Source organism: Archangium lipolyticum, from assembly GCF_024623785.1.
In the GTDB taxonomy this organism is placed as follows: Bacteria; Myxococcota; Myxococcia; order Myxococcales; family Myxococcaceae; genus Archangium; species Archangium lipolyticum.
This window is the reverse complement of record NZ_JANKBZ010000005.1, coordinates 355,582-371,988: the sequence shown is the minus strand read 5'-3', so window position 1 is coordinate 371,988 and position 16,407 is coordinate 355,582. Positions and strand designations below refer to the sequence as shown.

The 16,407-nt window shown below is 70.7% G+C and carries 14 protein-coding genes; 9 read left to right on the top strand and 5 right to left on the bottom strand.

The window, feature by feature from the left end; genetic code table 11:
* The first annotated feature begins 3 nt into the window (after window positions 1–3).
* Genes NR810_RS14370 through pdeM form a run of 3 tightly spaced genes read left to right on the top strand, consistent with a single transcriptional unit; the run spans window position 4 to window position 4,800 of the window.
* A complete protein-coding gene (locus NR810_RS14370; protein ID WP_257452896.1) occupies window positions 4–1,599 on the top strand; it encodes an ATP-dependent DNA ligase in 1,596 nt (531 codons plus the stop codon).
* Window positions 1,586–4,147: a ligase-associated DNA damage response DEXH box helicase gene (locus tag NR810_RS14365; protein WP_407653778.1), complete on the top strand. Its 2,562-nt coding sequence runs from the start codon at window positions 1,586–1,588 to the stop codon at window positions 4,145–4,147. Before NR810_RS14370 ends, NR810_RS14365 begins: the two co-directional genes overlap by 14 nt.
* On the top strand, window positions 4,117–4,800 hold the full coding sequence (gene pdeM, locus NR810_RS14360) for a ligase-associated DNA damage response endonuclease PdeM (RefSeq protein ID WP_257452892.1): 684 nt from the start codon (window positions 4,117–4,119) through the stop codon (window positions 4,798–4,800). Before NR810_RS14365 ends, pdeM begins: the two co-directional genes overlap by 31 nt.
* A gap of 5 nt (window positions 4,801–4,805) precedes the next feature.
* On the opposite strand, the gene NR810_RS14355 is transcribed toward pdeM, so the two are convergent.
* Window positions 4,806–6,161: a cytochrome P450 gene (locus NR810_RS14355; RefSeq protein WP_257452890.1), complete on the bottom strand. Its 1,356-nt coding sequence runs from the start codon at window positions 6,159–6,161 to the stop codon at window positions 4,806–4,808.
* Window positions 6,162–6,372: 211 nt separating this feature from the next.
* Here NR810_RS14355 and NR810_RS14350 point away from each other — a divergent pair, with 211 nt between their 5' ends.
* Both NR810_RS14350 and NR810_RS14345 read left to right on the top strand, forming a co-directional pair.
* Window positions 6,373–7,149: a LytR/AlgR family response regulator transcription factor gene (locus NR810_RS14350; protein ID WP_257452888.1), complete on the top strand. Its 777-nt coding sequence runs from the start codon at window positions 6,373–6,375 to the stop codon at window positions 7,147–7,149.
* Window positions 7,150–7,182: 33 nt separating this feature from the next.
* Window positions 7,183–7,794, top strand: coding sequence for an RDD family protein (locus tag NR810_RS14345; protein ID WP_257452886.1), 612 nt, complete (start codon window positions 7,183–7,185; stop codon window positions 7,792–7,794).
* A 61-nt stretch (window positions 7,795–7,855) separates the two neighbouring features.
* Here NR810_RS14345 and NR810_RS14340 read toward each other — a convergent pair whose 3' ends face one another.
* The 3 genes from NR810_RS14340 to NR810_RS14330 all read right to left on the bottom strand — a co-directional run bounded on the left by NR810_RS14340 (window position 7,856) and on the right by NR810_RS14330 (window position 11,959).
* A complete protein-coding gene (locus NR810_RS14340; protein ID WP_257452884.1) occupies window positions 7,856–8,950 on the bottom strand; it encodes a GGDEF domain-containing response regulator in 1,095 nt (364 codons plus the stop codon).
* 96 nt (window positions 8,951–9,046) lie between these two features.
* Window positions 9,047–10,531: a glutamate--cysteine ligase family protein gene (locus NR810_RS14335; protein ID WP_257452873.1), complete on the bottom strand. Its 1,485-nt coding sequence runs from the start codon at window positions 10,529–10,531 to the stop codon at window positions 9,047–9,049.
* Between the two features lie 12 nt (window positions 10,532–10,543).
* Window positions 10,544–11,959: an FAD/NAD(P)-binding protein gene (locus tag NR810_RS14330; protein WP_257452871.1), complete on the bottom strand. Its 1,416-nt coding sequence runs from the start codon at window positions 11,957–11,959 to the stop codon at window positions 10,544–10,546.
* Window positions 11,960–12,161: 202 nt separating this feature from the next.
* Between NR810_RS14330 and rlmN the strand changes: the two genes are divergently transcribed.
* The 4 genes from rlmN to NR810_RS14310 all read left to right on the top strand — a co-directional run bounded on the left by rlmN (window position 12,162) and on the right by NR810_RS14310 (window position 15,526).
* Window positions 12,162–13,256, top strand: a complete 1,095-nt coding sequence (gene rlmN / locus NR810_RS14325; RefSeq protein ID WP_407653776.1) for a 23S rRNA (adenine(2503)-C(2))-methyltransferase RlmN — start codon at window positions 12,162–12,164, stop codon at window positions 13,254–13,256.
* Between the two features lie 81 nt (window positions 13,257–13,337).
* Window positions 13,338–13,730, top strand: a complete 393-nt coding sequence (locus tag NR810_RS14320) for an Hpt domain-containing protein (RefSeq protein WP_257452869.1) — start codon at window positions 13,338–13,340, stop codon at window positions 13,728–13,730.
* A 36-nt stretch (window positions 13,731–13,766) separates the two neighbouring features.
* A complete protein-coding gene (locus NR810_RS14315) occupies window positions 13,767–14,969 on the top strand; it encodes an NAD(P)/FAD-dependent oxidoreductase (RefSeq protein WP_257452867.1) in 1,203 nt (400 codons plus the stop codon).
* Window positions 14,970–15,142: 173 nt separating this feature from the next.
* Entirely contained in the window at window positions 15,143–15,526 is a 384-nt protein-coding gene (locus NR810_RS14310; protein WP_257452866.1) for a hypothetical protein, read from the top strand.
* A 15-nt stretch (window positions 15,527–15,541) separates the two neighbouring features.
* Here the strand turns inward: NR810_RS14310 and NR810_RS14305 are convergent, their stop codons facing one another.
* Window positions 15,542–16,405 (bottom strand): metallophosphoesterase family protein, encoded by an 864-nt coding sequence (locus tag NR810_RS14305; RefSeq protein ID WP_257453253.1) that lies wholly within the window; start codon window positions 16,403–16,405, stop codon window positions 15,542–15,544.
* Window positions 16,406–16,407: the final 2 nt, after the last annotated feature.

Genomic DNA, 16,407 nt, shown 5'->3' with positions numbered 1-16,407 from the left:
CGCGTGCGGCGACTGGCGGACCTCTATGACACGCTCGACGCCACCACCTCCACCAACGCCAAGGTGGATGCGCTCGTGGCCTACTTCCGTGACACCCCTCCCGAGGACGCCGCCTGGGGCCTGTTCTTCCTCACCGGCCGCCGCCTCAAGCGCCTCGTCCCCCCCAAGGCCCTCCGCGAGTGGGTCCGCGACCTCACCTCCACCCCCGAGTGGCTCTTCGACGAGACCTACGCCGTCGTGGGCGACCTCGCCGAGGTCATCGCCCTCCTGCTCGACCAGACCGAGCGCCCCCAGGCCACCGAGGAGCTTCCCCTGTCCCGCTGGTTGGAGGAGCGATTGTTGCCCCTCGCCGGCCTCTCACCCCTCGAACAGCGCGAGCGCGTCACCGGCTGGTGGCACGTGCTCCCTCGCCGCGAGCTCTTCCTCTTCAACAAGATGCTCACCGGCGAGCTGCGCGTCGGCGTCTCCGACACCCTCGTCGTCCGCGCCCTCGCCCAGCGCGCCGGCCTCCCTCCCGCCTCCGTGTCCCACCGCCTCATGGGCACCTGGGCTCCCTCCCGCGCCTTCTTCGAACAGCTCATCGCCCCCGATGTCTCCGATGGCGACCGCTCGCGTCCGTATCCGTTCTATCTCGCCAGCCCTCTGGAGCAGCCCGTGGAACAGCTCGGTGACCGTGAGGGATGGCTCGTCGAGTGGAAGTGGGATGGCATCCGCGGCCAGCTCATCCGCCGCCAGGGCGGCGTCTTCCTGTGGAGCCGCGGCGAGGAGCTCATCACCGAGCGCTTCCCCGAAATCGCCGAGGCCGCCGCCAGCCTCCCCGATGGCACCGTCCTCGATGGCGAGGTGCTCGCCTACACGGATGGGCAGCCTCTTCCCTTCAGCCTGCTTCAGCGCCGCATCGGCAGGCAGAAGCTGACCTCCAAGGTGCTCGCCGAGGCTCCCGCCGCTTTCATGGCCTATGACCTGCTCGAGCTGGATGGACAGGACGTCCGCGCGCTTCCCCTCCGCGAACGCCGCGCCCGGTTGGAGTCCCTCCTCCGCGACCGGCCCCTGTTCCCCGTCTCCCCCGTCATCGATGCCCCCTCCTGGGAGGCTCTCGCCGAGGTCCGCCAGGAGTCCCGCTCCCGCAACGTCGAGGGCTTCATGCTCAAGCGCCTCGACTCCCCCTATCAGCACGGCCGCAAGCGCGGTGATTGGTGGAAGTGGAAGATCGACCCCTTCACCGTCGATGCCATCCTCCTCTACGCACATCCTGGACACGGACGCAGGGCCTCGCTTTATACCGATTACACCTTCGCCGTCTGGAACGGCTCGGAGTTGTTGCCCATCGCCAAGGCCTACTCCGGACTCACCGACGAGGAGATCGCCAGGCTCGACAGGTGGATCCGCGCGCATACCAAGGAGAAGTTCGGACCCGTTCGCTCCGTCGACCCTGTTCAGGTGTTCGAGCTGCACTTCGAGGGCATCGCCGCTTCCCCCAGGCACAAGTCGGGTATTGCCCTGCGGTTTCCTCGCATCGCCCGCTGGCGCTCCGACAAGACCCCTCGTGACGCCGATTCCCTGGAACGGTTGAAGGAGTTGCTCCATGCCCCCGCGTAGGCGCTCCAGGGGCAGCTCCACGGGCCCTCCCGTAGACCCTCACCCCGTCCCTCTCCCAGAGGGAGAGGGTTCAACCCGATTTCTACAGATACCCTCTCCCCCGTCCCCTCTCCCGGCGGGAGAGGGTGGTGCTTTGCTCTCGTGGTTCCAACTTCAGGGTTGGACTCCTTTTCCTTTTCAGCTGCGGGCTTGGGACTCGTATTCCCGTGGCCAGAGTGGGCTCATTCATGTCCCCACCGGCGCAGGGAAGACCTATGCCGCTTATATCGGCCCCCTCGCTGACGTCGCACACCATCGACAGAAGGGATTGCAGATCCTCTATGTCACTCCCCTCCGCGCTGTCTCCCGTGACATCGAGCTCGCTCTGAATGCTCCTCTGGCAGCCCTCGACGCCGATATCTCCGTCGAGAGCCGCACCGGCGATACCTCCTCCTCCATCCGCCGCCGTCAGCGTGAACGGCTTCCCGAAGTCCTCATCACCACCCCAGAGTCCCTCTCCCTCCTCCTGTGCAACGAGCGCGCTCACGAGCTCTTCTCCTCCCTCCGCTGCGTCATCGTCGATGAGTGGCATGAGTTGCTCGGCTCCAAGCGCGGCACCCAGGTCGAGCTCGCCCTCGCCCGCCTGCGTCGCTTCTCCCCCGGTCTGCGCACCTGGGCCCTCTCCGCCACCCTCGCCAACCTCGACGAGGCCGCCCGCGCCGCCGTCGGTCCTCACGTCTCTCCCTCCTTCATCCGCGCCGACCTCGCCCGCCCCGTCCGCATCGAGACCCTCCTCCCCGACTCCGTCGACGCGTTTCCCTGGGCCGGTCACCTCGGCTTCTCCATGTTGCGCAAGGTCGCCGACTGGCTCGACCCCTCTCTCTCCACCCTCCTCTTCACCAACACCCGCTCCCAGGCCGAGCGCTGGTATGAGGGGCTCCGTTTCCTCCGCCCCGAGTGGGAGCACGTCCTCGCCCTCCACCACGGCTCCATCGACCGCGAGGCCCGCGAGCGCGTCGAGCGCGGTCTCAAGGATGGCGGCGTGCGTCTCGTCGTCTGCACCTCCTCGTTGGATCTCGGCGTGGACTTCGGCCCCGTGGAGCGCGTGGTCCAGGTGGGCAGCCCCAAGGGCATCGCCCGCACCCTCCAGCGCGCCGGCCGCGGCGCCCACCGCCCCGGCGCCACCGCCCACCTCCTCTTCGTCCCCACCCACGCCCTCGAGCTCGTCGAGATGGCCGCCGCCCGCGAGGCCCTCTCCCACGGTGAGGTGGAGCCCCGCTCTCCCCTCCACCAGCCACTCGACGTGCTCGCCCAGCACCTCGTCACCTGCGCCCTCGGCGGCGGCTTCACCCGTGAAGCCCTGCTCGCGGAGGTCCGTGACACCTTCGCCTACCGCGGCCTCTCCGCGGAGGATTTCGACCGCACCCTCCTCCTCGTCACCGAGGGCGGCCCCACCCTCCGCGCCTACCCGCAGTTCCGCCGCGTCCAGCGCATCGAGGACCGTTATGTCGTCGCGGACGCACGCGTCGCCCGCCTCCACCGTCTCAACGTCGGCACCATCGCCTCGGATGCCACCGTGGAGCTGCGCTACCTGAAGGGCCCCCGGCTGGGCACCGTCGAGGAGTCCTATGTCGGCCGCCTCCGCCCCGGCGACACCTTCCTCTTCGCCGGCAAGCGGCTCGAGTTCCGCATGATGAAGGACCTCACCGCCTATGTGCGCGCCGCCAAGGAGCGGGCCTCGGCCACGCCACGCTGGAGCGGTGGACGGCTGCCCCTCTCCGGCTCCCTGGCCGCCGCCGTCCGCCGCGCCTTCCACGCCGTGCGAGAAGGACACCTCGACTCCGCGGAGCTCGAAGCCGCCCGCCCCGTGCTGGAGGCCCAGTCCCGCCTGTCCCGGCTTCCCTCCCGTGACGCGTGTCTCGCCGAGCTCTGCCACACCCGCGAGGGACACCACCTCTTCCTCTACCCCTTCGAGGGCCGGCTGGTTCACGAGGGTCTCGCCGCGCTGCTCGCCCTGCGTCTCACCCGACTCCAGAAGGCCACCTTCAGCCTCGCGGTGAACGACTATGGCCTGGAGCTGCTCACGCCCTCGCCCTTCCCCTTCGAGGAGGCCCTGCGTCCCGCCCTCTTCACCCGCGAGCACCTGGTCGAGGACATCCTCGAGAGCGTCAACCTCGGCGAGCTCGCCCGCCGCCAGTTCCGCGACGTGGCGCGCGTCGCCGGGCTCGTGATGCCGGGGCTCCCCGGCGCGCGCAAGTCCACCCGCCAGGTGCAGGCCAGTGCCGGCCTCCTCTATGACGTCTTCGCCCGCTACGAGCCGGACCATCTGCTGCTCGCCCAGGCCCGGCGCGAGGTGCTGGAGCAGCACTTCCAGCAGGTGCGGCTCGTGAGCACCCTGGAACGTCTGGAGCGCTCGCCCCTGGAGCTCGTCCACGTTCCACGTCCCACGCCCCTGGGCTTCCCGCTCGTCGTCGAGCGCATCGGCGCCACCCTCTCCAACGAGTCCCTCGTAGACCGGGTGGAGCGCATGAAGGAGAAATGGCTGCGCGAAGAATCACTGTCCGCATAGACGGCACCGACCTGGAGCTGTGCCCCGAGCGCGCCCTCCATTGGCCCGAGGGCGGCGTGCTCGCGGTGGCGGATCTGCACTGGGGCAAGCCGGAGAGCTTCCACCAGCACGGCATCCCCCTGCCCCCCGAGGTGCTGGAGGATGACCTCGCCCGCCTCTCCGCCGCGCTGCGCGCCACCGGTGCCCGCAGGCTCCTCCTGGTGGGGGACCTCGTCCACTCGCGCCGGGGTCTCACCCCGGAAGTGCTCGAGCGCGTGACCGCCTGGCGCTCCGGCCACGACGTGGAGATGGTGCTGGTGCGCGGCAACCACGACCGGCACCTGGACTCGCTGCCCCCCTCGTGGCGGATGGCGTTGGTGGAGCCCTACCTCGACGAGGGCCCCTTCCGCTTCTCCCACCACCCCGAGCCCGCCCGGGGGCGCTACGTCTGGGCGGGCCACCTCCACCCCACCGTGCGGCTCTCCACGGGCGCGGACCGGCTCCGCCTGCCCTGCTTCCACCTGGGCACCGGGGTCGGCGTCCTGCCCGCCTTCAGCGCCTTCACCGGTGGCATGGACATCCGCCCACGCTCCGGCGAGCGCCTCTTCGCCATCGCCGGAGACTCCGTGGTGGAGGTGCCCCCCTCACGCTCCTCCCGGAGGACCCGGGGTTGAAGCCCCTACCGCGCCTTCAGGCGCAGCCACACGCCATCCTTCGCGCGCATGCTGAGGCCGATGTGCAGCTTCGCCTCCCGTCCCGGGATGGCCGACACCTCGAAGCGCTGCGCGACCCGCGAGAGGATGAGCTGCCCCTCCATCAGCGAGAACTCCTTGCCGATGCACGTCCGCGTCCCGGCCCCGAAAGGCAGCCACGCCTGCTTGTGCCGTCCCTCGGAGCGCTCCGGCGTGAAACGGTCCGGATCGAACCGCAGCGGCTCCTCCCAGATCGCCGGGTTGCGGTGCACCAGGTACGAGAAGACGCCCATCGTGCTCCCCGCCGGAATCCGGAAGCCATCGAGCTCGTCCTCCTCCACCGTCTGGCGGGCAATCCAGTACGAGGGCGAGTACAGCCGGAGCGCCTCCTGGAACACGTTGCGCGAGTACTGGAGCTGGCGCAGGTCGGCGAACACGGGCGCGCGCTGGCCGAGCACTCCGTCCACTTCCTCCCGCAGCCGCCGGGCCGCCTCCGGATGCTGGCTCAGCAGGTTGAGGGCCCAGCCCAGGCTCACCGACGTGGTCTCGAATCCGGCGACGAAGAAGCCCACGGCCTCGTCCCGGATCTGCGCATCCGTCATCCGCTCGCCCGTCTCGGCGTCCACCATGTTCAGCATCAGCGTGAGCAGGTTGTCCTCCGCCCCACCCTTGCGTCCCTGATCGATGACGCGGAAGAGGATCTCCTCGACGATGCGAATCGCCTCCCGGTAGCGAGCCCGGCCCGGCACCGGAGCCCACTCCGGCAGGTTGTGCGTCATCATCCCGAACAGCATGTAGTCGATGATGTACGTCACCTCCCGCGCCGCCCGCTTCAGGTCCTCCTCCGCCAGCCCGCTGCCGAACATGGTGCGCACGAGCACGTCCATGGTGATGCCGGCGAAGGCCTGGGCGACATTGAAGGGCTCCCCCGTCCGCGCCACCTGCTCCCATCGCTTCAGGTGCTCGTCGATGACCTCCACCATGCTGTCCGTCAGCGCCATCAGCCGCTGGTGGTGGAACGCGGGCTGGACCAGGCGCCGCTGCCGCTTCCAGTACTCCCCCTCGCTCACCGGCAGCCCGTTGCCCAGGAACGTCCGCATCGAGTCCCACATGGGGCCGTTCTTCGAATAGTTCTTCTGGTGGTCCACCATCACGTGCTGCACGTGCCGGGGGTGCGTCAGGATGATGGCTCGCGAGAGGCCCAGCTCCAGGGTGTAGATGTCACCGTGCTTGCGCCGGGCCGCCTCCAGGAAGTCGAAACGATCCTTCAGGAGCCCAGGCAGCGCTCCGATGAGCGGAAAGCCCTCCACCTTCGGCGGCAATGGACGGATCTGCTGATTCATGCGTCACCACTCCTCGGCTGGGGACCCGATGCACTCACGGGCCTTCGAGACCCGCTCAGCGTAGCGCGAGAGCGCTCATGGCCGCTCGCCACCGGGCCAGGAGCGGCGCACGAGAGCCTCGTCCTCCATGCCAGCCCTGGAAAACATCACGCGCCGAGCACCCGGGCCCCCCCATGGAGCGCCGCCGCGCGCTCGCCTACACTCCCAACCCGTGAGCCCAAACCTGCGCGTCCTCATCGCCGATGACGAGCTCGTCGCCCGCAAGCGCCTCGTGCGCCTGCTGACGGCCTTCCCCGATGTCTCGGTATGCGGCGAAGCCGCCGATGGCGCGGCCGTGCTCGACGCGGTGCGGGCCGGCGGCGTGGACGTGGTGCTGCTCGACATCCACATGCCCGGGCTCAGTGGCATGGACGCGCTCGCGCTGCTGCCCGCCGACGGCCCCCGCGTCGTCCTCGTCACCGCTCATGCCGACCACGCGGTGGACGCCTTCGAGCACGGCGCCGTGGACTACGTCCTCAAGCCCGTGGAGGCCTCGCGCCTGCAGAAGGCGCTGGAGCGGGTACGGACCCGGCTCGCGCCCAGAGCCGCCGAGCCGGGCAAGGGCTCCGCCGTCGAGCAGCTGGCGCGGCCCCTGGCCCGGCTTCCCATTCCCACCCGCCAGGGCATCGTGCTGGTGGACCCGGAGACCATCTCCCACGCCACGCTCGAGGACGAGCTCGTCACCGTCTTCACCGCCCAGGGCGACTACCTCACGGACTTCACCCTCCAGGAACTGGTGGACCGGCTTCCCACCGAGGGCTTCTACCGGGTGCACCGGCGCGCCCTGCTCAACCTCGCCCACGTCACCCGGCTGGAGCCGCTGGAAACAGGCGGGTACCTGGCACGCACCGCCCGTGGACACATGGTGGAGGTGAGCCGACAGTCCGCCCGCGAGCTACGGCGGATGCTCGGCCTGCGCCGTGGCGTGGAGGACGAGCCCGGGGCTTGAGGCCGCCCGGCCGGGCCTGCGAGCATGCGCCCCATGCTTCAAGACCCGTCCGTCTCCCCGCGCTCCGGTGCCCTCTGCGCCGAACACTCCGACCGCGCGGCCGCCATCATCTGTGCCCGGTGCGGCAGCTACGCCTGTGAGCTGTGTCTCCGCAGGGGGTTCGACCGCGGGGACTACTGCTTCCGCTGCGTGCCGGCCTCGGCGCCGCTCGCGGAGCCGGGCTCTCGTCTCGCCGCCGCCCTCATCGACCAGTTCGCCATCAGCCTCCCCATGTTCGTCCTGACGATCGTCGGCGGCATCGCGAGCAGCTCGGAGGGCGGCGGGGGGCTGGCGCTCTTCTTCACGCTCGCGGGGGTGATGGGAACCCTCGCCGTGCTCTGCTATCAGCTCTACCTGCTCGTCACGACGGGCCAGAGCCTCGGCAAGCGCACGATGGGCATCAAGGTGGTCCGCCTCGATGGAAGCCCGGTGGACCTCGGCCGGCTCATCTTCCTGCGCAACGTCGTGCCGTGGTTCATCGGCACCGTCACCTGCAACCTCTTCAGCCTCGCCGACCCGCTCTTCGTCTTCGCCGCCGACCGCCGGTGTCTCCACGACCACATCGCGGACACCCAGGTCATCAAGGTGGAGGAGCACACCGGCTGACAGGCGTGCCCGTTTCCCCTGGCCCCTCCGCCCGGTGACGACCGGGCGGAGAGACTCCCGCTCAGCCCTTCGTGGCGAGGACCACGCGGTTGGGGAAGCTCGACTTGGAGCCGCGCAGCGCGTTCTCGGCGGCGGAGATCAGCTCCTGCTCGTTGCGCGCATGGTCCGGGAAGACGGCCACCGCGGCCGTCACCGTCACCTCGCCCACGGCCTCGCCGCTGCCCTCGGGCACGTCCAGCTCCTCCACCGCCTTGCGCAGCTTCTCCGCGTAGGCGCGTGCCCGCTCCAGGTCCGCGTTGCACAGGACGACCCCGAACACGTCCCAGTCGTACCGGGCGGCGATCTCCGAGGAGTTGTCGCTCCGGGCGTGGGTGACGGGGTCCTCCATCAGCTCGTTCACCAGGTGCGCCACGCGGCGCAGCAGCTTGTCGCCTTCGGCGTACCCGCGCGAGAGGTTGAAGCGCCGGAAGCCGTCGATGTCGATGAGCACCAGCGCCAGCTTCTGCTCCCGGCGCCGCGCGCTCACCAGCCCGGCGCTCAGCGCCTCCTGGAAGTAGCGGTGGTTGTAGAGCCCGGTGAGCCCGTCGCGGAACGCCAGCCGCTCGCTCTCGGGAATGAGCGAGACGCCCTTGGGGTCCCCCGGCCGCGCATCGCCGGTCTTGGGGCGCACGCCCGGAGGAGGCGTCGTGCCCGGCTTGCCCGCCGCCGGCTTGGCGGGGCGCAGGCCGAGCTGCTCCTTGAGCTCCTGCACCATCTTGTCGCGGATTTGCACCAGCGCGGCGTTGTGCACCGCCTGGCCGACCGTGTTCTTCAGCTCCTGCTCGGTGAACGGCTTCGTGAGGAAGTGGTTCACCCGCGCCTCGTTGATGGCCTTCTGGGCGTCCTCCAACTTCTGGGAGGCCGTCACGAGGATGCGCGCGGCATGGGGTTGAAGCTCGGCCACCTTCTTGAGGAGGTCGACGCCCATCAACCCATCGCCGAGGTTCTGATCCGACACCACGGCATGGAGTTGTTCCCGCTGGAGGAGCTCGAGCGCCTCCTCAGCGGAGCGGGCAAGAAAGACGGTGAAGTCCTTGCTCAGGTAGTACTGCATCAAGGCCAGCATCGTCCGGTTGTCCTCGACGACGAGGACCTTCGCAGCAACAGGCTCACTCACCAGGGCAGACCAACCAACGAGAGGGGAGGAAGATGGATGGAGCGTCGCAAAGGTGAGGGGCTGCTCGCAAGTCCTCGTCGAAAGTCCTGACCCGGTTCAGTCCAGCGGCCACTCGTGGACCGGCCTGCCGGACGCCGCGTGCGTCATATAACGCTCCAACAAAGCCCCCAGTGCGTCCGGCCGGGGCATGTGTGCTTCCAACCGGGCCAACATCTTCCGCTGCCAGCGTGCACCCGTCTGCTGAGCGCGCAATCGGGCCGCCACCACGGAAAGCAGCGAGTCCGCCTCCTCGGCCTCCACCCCAGCGCCCACCAGGCCCTGGCGGGCCACGGGCAGCAGCCGCTCCACCAGGGCCACCGCGGGCACCAGCCGGGGAGAGGGCGCGGTGCGCTCGGGCCACAGCAGCATCGCGTCCAGGCCCTCCTTGGCCGCGCGCAGGAAGTTGCCCCGGGCGCACGTGAAGGGCAGCCCCGGCAGCAGCGACTCCACCTCGTCGGCGAGCCCCAGCGTGAGGCCCAGCAGCAGCGCCCCGTTGGCCAGCATGTCCACCACCGTGGGGCCCGCCGGCAGCGCGCGCATCTCGATGCGGACGTGCCCCCCCGCGCTCGGGTCGTAGATGGCGCGGTTCCAGCTCCACACCGTGCCCTGGTGCAGCCGGAGCTCGTCCAGCCGGGGCAGTGCACCCTCCGCCAGGCGTGCGAGCGGCGACTCCGTACCGAGCACCGGCAGCAGCGGCGCGTGCAGCGCCACCGACTCGGCGAACAGCTCCAACGCCCCCTGGCGTGCCCAGCCGTGCCCGAAGGTGACGCGCCCGTGCTGCGGCGCCTCGGACGGGGCCTCGCCCCGGTCGTCCACCGCCTGCCGGAAGAGCGCCACGCGCGTCTCGTCCCACAGCCTCCGCCCCAGCAGGAAGGGCGAGTTGCCGCTCACCGCCAGCACCGGCGCCGTCGCCAGCTGGGCCGCGTTGTACATCCGCGCGAAGTCCGCCGGGTCCACGCGCAGGTGGTACTGCAGCGAGGTGTTGGCGCCCTCCAGCGACACGTCGTCCCACTCCAGGGTGAGCCGGTCCTCTCCGCCGATGACCACGCGGATGGGCTCCTGGCGCCGGCGGCGGATGGCGGCCGACAGCGCCCGGTAGCGCGGCTGCGCCGTGAGGGCCCCGCTGCCCAGGTCCGCCTCGCGCAGCGTGGGGAGGATGCCCGTCACCGCCACCCGTGCCCCCTGCGTGGCCGCCGCGCGCCGCACCTCCGCCAGCGCGCTCTCGAACTCCGCGCGCATCGCCGTGAAGGGACGCCCCGCCAGCGGCGCCGGCCGCAGGTTGCACTCGAGGTTGAACCGGTCGATCTCCACCGTCACCCGCGGGTCCATCGTCTGGCTCATCACCTGCCGGTTCACCGGCAGCGGGTACCCGGCGGCATCCACCAGGAACATCTCCAGCTCGGCCCCGATGGTGCGAGGCCCCACGCCGAAGCCCGGACGCGCCAGCACCTGCCGCAGCGCCTCCAGGCTCTCGGTGAGCCGCTGACCGAAGCGCTCGTACTCCTCGGGCTCGAACGTCTCTTTCTGGATTTGAAGACCCATGGTGGCGGAGCCTCAGGGAAAGGGAGGCGGAAGAGGAAAGAGCTCGGTGTCGCGCGGCCTCTGGGAGGAGACGCGTTGCTCCAGCAGCCGCCGCGCGAGGGCGTGCGCCTGCACGCGAATCTCCGGGATGGCCGTGGTCTCCCACAGCTCGCCCCGGCGAAGGGGCCCGAGGGTGAACAGCACGGGCGAGGGCTCGCCCTCCGCGTCCAGCAGCGCGCCCCCCGGATCCGTGGCCAGGCCGAGCCCCAGCGCATCCGCCCGGGCGTGCCCCGCCGCGAACAGCCCCCGCAGCAGCGGGTGCGCGCGAGCGATGGTGCCATCAGGGCCGGTGCAGTTGATGACGCGCTGGACGAGCAGCGTGTCCTCGTGCGCGAGGCCACGCCGACGGAAGCGGACCTCCACGCCCGGGTCGACAGGCCGGAAGCTCCGCACACGGGCCGCGTGGATGCTCAGCACGCCGGTCCGCTGGAGCCGCTCGAGGACCTCGCCCACCGCAGGAGCCATGCGGTGGCGGTGGACCTCCCAGAAGGAGCGCAGGTGGCGCAGGAAGCGGCGCTGCTCCGGCTCGGGCAGGTTCCGCCACAGCGAGACGATGTGGGGCCGCAGGGCATCCATCACGCCGCGCCAGCCCTCGTCCTCGCGAGCGAGCCGGACCTCCTGGCGCAGCGTGCGCAGCATGGCGCGGATGCTCGGGGGCTCTTGGAACTCCGCGAGCGCGCGGACGGAGGCGGGGCGATGGACGTGCGGGAGCAGCCCATGCCGGGAGAGGGCGTGGATGCGCCCCTGGTGTCCCCGCTCGACCAGCGACAGCACGGTGTCCACCATCGTCAGGCCCGTGCCGACGAGCATCACGGTGTCCTGGGGTCCGACCCGCTCCAGGGCGCCTTCGAGCCAGGGCGACCGGATGTAACGGGGGCTCGTGTACAGGCCGCCGTCCTCCACGGACAGGTCCGCGGGGAGGGAGTTGCCCACCGCCAGCACCGCCATCCGCGCCTCGAGCACCGGGCCGCCCTCGAGCGCCACCCGGACCGAGTCCCCCTCCTGGGCGATGGACACGACCTCGCCCGACAGGAACTCCAGCTCGACGCCCGGCGCCGCGTCCCGCCGCGCCTCGTGCAGCACGTCCTCCAGGTACTGGCCGTAGCGCCTGCGCTGCGCGAAATCTCCGGGCCCCGTCCCCGGCTCGACACGACGCATCCACCGGAGGAAGTGCTCCGGGTCATCCGGGAAGGCGCTCATCCTCCCGGTGGGCACATTGAGCAGATGGCTCGGGCTCTCCGTCGAATAGGCCAGACCGGGGCCCATGCGCCCCGTCCGCTCCAGCAGCGCGACCCGAAAGGGCGCACGAGCACCCCTCAACAGTTGCGCCGCCAACAACGTACCGCTGGCGCCCCCACCCACGACCACCACATCCCATCGCCGCTCCATCCGCACACAGGGAGGGTAAGTCGCGTGGGGTGGCCCTACATCCCCCCTTGACTGTCTACTCCCCACGAAAGGGGATCAATCTGACGTCGAGGCATCAGAAGGGCACCGGGCGAGGGAGCGAGCGCTGGCTCCCGAGGCAGGGTGGACGGGCTCCTGGTTTCTCGCATTCCATGAGTCAGGCGCCCGGGTGTGTTATCGCTCGATGACCATGCAGTCCACGCCCGTCACCTCACCGGTCAACCTGTATGACCTGCCGCGTGCCGCCCTCGGCGAGCTACTCGCCGGCTGGGGCTATAGCGCCTACTACCGCGACCTGCTCTGGGAGGCCCTCTACCGCCAGCAGGTGGAATCCCTCGACTCCCTCCCCGGGCTGCGGCCGGACCTCGTCCGGGCACTCCAGGAGCGCGCCCACCTGGAGCGGCCCTCCACGCACCATGAGGTCTTCAGCTCCGACGGCTACACCCGGAAGCTGCTGCTGCGGCTGCGCGACGGACAGACCGTGGAGACGGTCCTCATGCGCTTCAAGGGCCGGGCCACCGTGTGCCTCAGCACCCAGGCCGGCTGCGCCATGGGCTGCGTCTTCTGCGCCACCGGACAGATGGGCTTCGTGCGGCACCTGTCGCCCGGGGAGATCATCGGCCAGGTGCTGCACGTCACCCGCATCCTCCGCGAGACGAACGAGTCCCTGCGCAACGTGGTGCTGATGGGCATGGGCGAGCCCCTGCACAACTACGACGCCACGCTGGCCGCGGTGGACATCATGGTGGACCAGCTGGGGCTCGCGCTGGGGCCGCGCTTCATCACCCTGAGCACCGTGGGCGTGGTGCCGGGCATCCGCCGGCTCGCGGACGAGGACCGGCCGGTGCAGCTCGCCGTCAGCCTCCACGGCGCCACGGACGCGGAGCGCGGCGCGCTGGTGCCCGCGGCCCGCAAGTGGCCCCTGGCCGAGCTGATGGACGCCTGCCGCTACTATGTGGAGAAGCGCAAGCGCCACATCTTCTACGAGTGGGCGCTCATCGCCGGGCAGAACGACACGCCCGAGCAGGCCCACGCCCTGGGACGATTGCTCGAGGGCATGGAGGCGCACGTCAACCTCATCCCGCTCAACCCCACGGTGGGCTACGGCCAGAACCCCAGCGGCCCCGAGGCCGTGCGCGCCTTCCAGGACATCCTCGCCAGCTACGGCCTGCCCAGCACCGTGCGGCAGCGCCGCGGCATCGACATCGACGCCGGCTGCGGCCAGCTCAAGGCCGCCGTGGAGCGCCCGCGTCCCTCGCGGCAGCCCACGACGGCCTGAGGCACGGCCGGGGACGATCCTTCGTGACGAAACGAGCGCATCATCGACGTGCCCGCCGGCACTGGGTAGGATGACCCACCTATGGAGGACGCGGTTCCCATCCTCAATATGGAGCACCTCGCGCGGCTGCGCGAGCTCGTGGATCCCGAGGAGCCCCAGGCACTCGCGGAGCTGGTCCACCGTTACCTCGCCAGCATCCCCCCGCAGCTCGAGGACATGCGCCAGTTGCTGGCCGCGGGCAAGGCCGAGGCCCTGGAACACGAGGCACACGGGCTGGCCGGAAGCAGCGGGATGTACGGGATGCCGCGCGTGCGTCAGTGCAGCCAGAAGCTGCAGGCCCGCGCCAGGCGCAACGAGCTGAGGGGCGCGGAAGAGTTGCTGGCAGACGTGGAGCGCGCCTTCGAGGAGGCACGACCCAGGCTTCTGGCCGAGCTCCTCGGGCCGGCCGCCAGCACCCCCAAGGTCACTCCCTGACCCTGGAAACAGGGCCGATGTGGCATCTTCCGGCCCATGCGCCCCTCCTCCTCTCCACACGTCGCCATCGTCGGCGCCGGACCCGCGGGCTCGTCCGCGGCCACGTTCCTCGCCCAGCAGGGCGCCCGCGTGACGCTGCTCGAGCGCAACCACTTCCCTCGCGACAAGACCTGTGGAGATGGCTGCACGCCCCGGACGCTGTGGATGCTGGAGCGGTTGGGGCTCGGTGAGCTGCCCGCCGCCGAGGCCGCGATGGTGGACTCCGTCTACACCATCTCTCCGGGGGGCGTGGTGCTGGAGATCGGCATCCCCACCCGCCTCTTCGGCGGCAAGGCCTGCGCCATTCCCCGCCAGGTGCTCGACGAGCGCCTCGTGCAGCGCGCGGTCCAATCCGGCGCCGAGCTGCGCGAGGGTGTACAGGTGGAGGGCATCGAGCGGGACGCGAAGGGCATCCTCCTGCGCTGCCGCGAGGGTGAGCCCCTGCGCGCCGACGTGGTGCTCGGGTGTGATGGCTCGCCCTCGGTGGTCCGGCGCGCGCTCGGGGCACCCGACTTCCCGAAGCACGAGGGCGCCTTCGCCGTCCGCGCCTACTACGAGAACGTCCAGCTCTCGCACCCGCGCAGCATGGCCTTCTTCTGGGAGGAGGAGCTGCTGCCCGCCTACGGGTGGATCTTCCCGCTGCCGGGCGGCCGGGCCAACGTGGGGCTGGGCATGCGGGCGGACCAGCTCGCCGCGTCCGGGGCGAAGCTCCCCGAGCTGATGGAGAAGTTCTGCGCGAGCCCCAACGTGGCCAAGGAGCTGGCCGGCGCCAGGCGCATCGGGAAGGTGAAGGGGCACCACCTCCCGTTCGGCTCCTTCGCCCGGCACACCATCTTCGACCGGGCGCTGCTGCTGGGAGACGCGGCCGGCTTCGTCAACCCGCTCACGGGCGAGGGCATCGAGTTCGCCCTGGAGTCCGGAGCCTTCGCCGCCGAGGCCGTCGCCGAGGCGGTGGCCTCGGGAGACTTCTCGGCCCGGGGGCTCGGGGGTTACGGGCGGCGCTGGGAGACGCGCTTCCGCACCGCGTTCCACCTCAACCGCCGGCTGATGCGCGCCTTCGAGCGCCCCCGGTTGCTGGACCGCATCTTCCGCGCGGCGGACCGCAGCGCGCGCGTGCGCGACGAGCTCATCGACATCCTGAGCGGCGAGGCCACGAGCATCTCCTGGCGCTTCCTCGCCGCGGTGGTGCTCGGGCGCTGAGCGGCATGCACCGGTGAGTGTTCACCAGCGGAGCGAGCACGGCCCGCGCGCAGACGCGTACCACACGACACTGACACGTGTCCGACGCTCGCCATCAAGGCCCCGATGCCCCCTTGCACGCCCTTGCCGCATGGGCACATTCTTCATGCGGACGGCCAAACAGGGAGGTGGGCATGCTTTCCATCCACGAGCACGCAACGCTGGAAGAGGCGAGCGCGGAGCTGCTCGATTTCGTCCTCGAGCCGTCCAATTGGATGGCGTCACAACCGGCCAATCAGGCGCCGGCTTCCGTGCCGGGCGAGGACGTGCGTTACCAGCGGCGCGTGGGCCCGCTGCGCATCTTCGCCATCGTGGAAGTGGCTCCCTCGCTCGAGGTCTTCCTGCGCGTCGCCTTCCGCGCGCCCGGCCTCACGCCGGTGAAGGCCGCGGACCACCTGGAGAAGTTCCTCAAGCAGCGCCTGCCCCTCACGCCCAACAGCGAGTGGCAGGTGGAGGTGGATGATCGCCGGTGGATCCACTTCGTGCGCCGCTACGCGGCCCCGCGACTGCAGGCCTGAGCGGCCCGGGCGGGCTCAGTGCAACGCCCCTCCGGGGACGTGCTTCTGCCCGCCCACCACCTGGCCCTTCTTCACCTCGATGAGCCAGTAGCCCTCGCGCCCCGCCTGGGTGGACGAGCCCGCGCCGAAGACATGCGGGCGCTCGGCGGTGGCCGGGTGGTGGTAGCGCTGGTGGATGTGTCCGTGCAGTACCGCGTAGCGCGGCCCCGGCAGCAGTTGGAAGAGCGCCTGCGCGTCCCTCAAGCCGTGGAAGTAGCGATCCGCCCGGCCGTGGTGGGTGAGCGGCGCGTGGTGCACCACCACCAGGAGCGCCCGGCCCGCGAGCCTCGGGTCCTTCACCAACGCCGCCAGCCCGTCCAGCTGCGCCGGGCCGATGAAGCCCTGCGCCATGCCCGGCACGAAGGGCACGCGCGCCGACAGCAGCCCCACCACCGCGGCCTCCTCCCCCACCAGGCGCACGAAGGGGAAGGGCCCCTCGCGCCGGTGCTCGGGCAGATCGCTCTCCAGCAGGTGGCCGAAGTGGCGCGCGAAGCGGCCCACGCGGTGGCTGCCCGGGGTGAAGACGTCGTGGTTGCCGGGAATGATGGTGCAGCGGCGCGGATCCTCGGCCAGGGCACCGAGCGACTCGCGCACGACCTGGAACTCCGGCTCCAGCGCGTACGCGGTGACGTCCCCGGAGAGGATGAAGTGATCCGCCCCGAGCCCCTCGGCATCACGCGCGATGGTGGCGAGCGTCTCGGGGGCTCGCGCGTAGGCCTTGCTGCGGCCTCCCACGGACAGCTCGGCCAGGGCGAGCCAGCGCCGCCAGCCGAGCTTGCGCAGGGGCAGGGAGAAGTAGTTCGCGGTGATGTGGACGTCGGAGCAGTGGAGGAAGCGCATCG